The 473-nt window shown below is 67.2% G+C and carries 1 protein-coding gene; it reads right to left on the bottom strand.

Annotated features, from left to right (window positions below; all coding sequences use genetic code 11):
• Window positions 1-473 (bottom strand): aldehyde dehydrogenase family protein (locus CFB40_RS37685; RefSeq protein WP_143329965.1); only part of this gene is annotated, 473 nt, incomplete at both ends.

The following is a 473-nucleotide window of genomic DNA, read 5'->3' as shown; positions in this document are numbered from 1 at the left end:
CCGTATTCGAGCGCTTCCGCCACCTTCCACACGCGGCCGATGTCGCGGCTGTAGAAGTACGCGGCCAGGCCGAACTCGGTGTCGTTCGCGAGGCGGATCACTTCGTCGTCGCTGCCGAACTTGAACAGCGGCGCGAGCGGCCCGAACGTCTCTTCCTTCGCGACCTTCATCGCCGGCGTGACACCCGTCAGCACGGTCGGCTCGAAGAAGCCGTGGCCGAGCGCGTGGCGCTTGCCGCCCGTCACGACGGTCGCACCCTTCGCGAGCGCGTCCTCGATGTGCGCCTCGACCTTCAGCACGGCGGCTTCGTTGATCAGCGGACCTTGCGTGACGCCCGGCTCCGTGCCGCGGCCCACCTTCAGCTGGCCGACGGCTGCCGCGAGCTTCTGCGCGAACTGGTCGTACACGGCTTCATGCACGTAGAAACGGTTCGTGCACACGCAGGTCTGGCCGCTGTTGCGGTACTTCGATGC

The organism is Burkholderia sp. AU31652 (assembly GCF_002223155.1).
Lineage (GTDB): Bacteria > Pseudomonadota > Gammaproteobacteria > Burkholderiales > Burkholderiaceae > Burkholderia.
The sequence above is the reverse complement of the archived record's forward strand: the minus strand, read 5'-3'. Positions and strand labels throughout refer to the sequence as shown.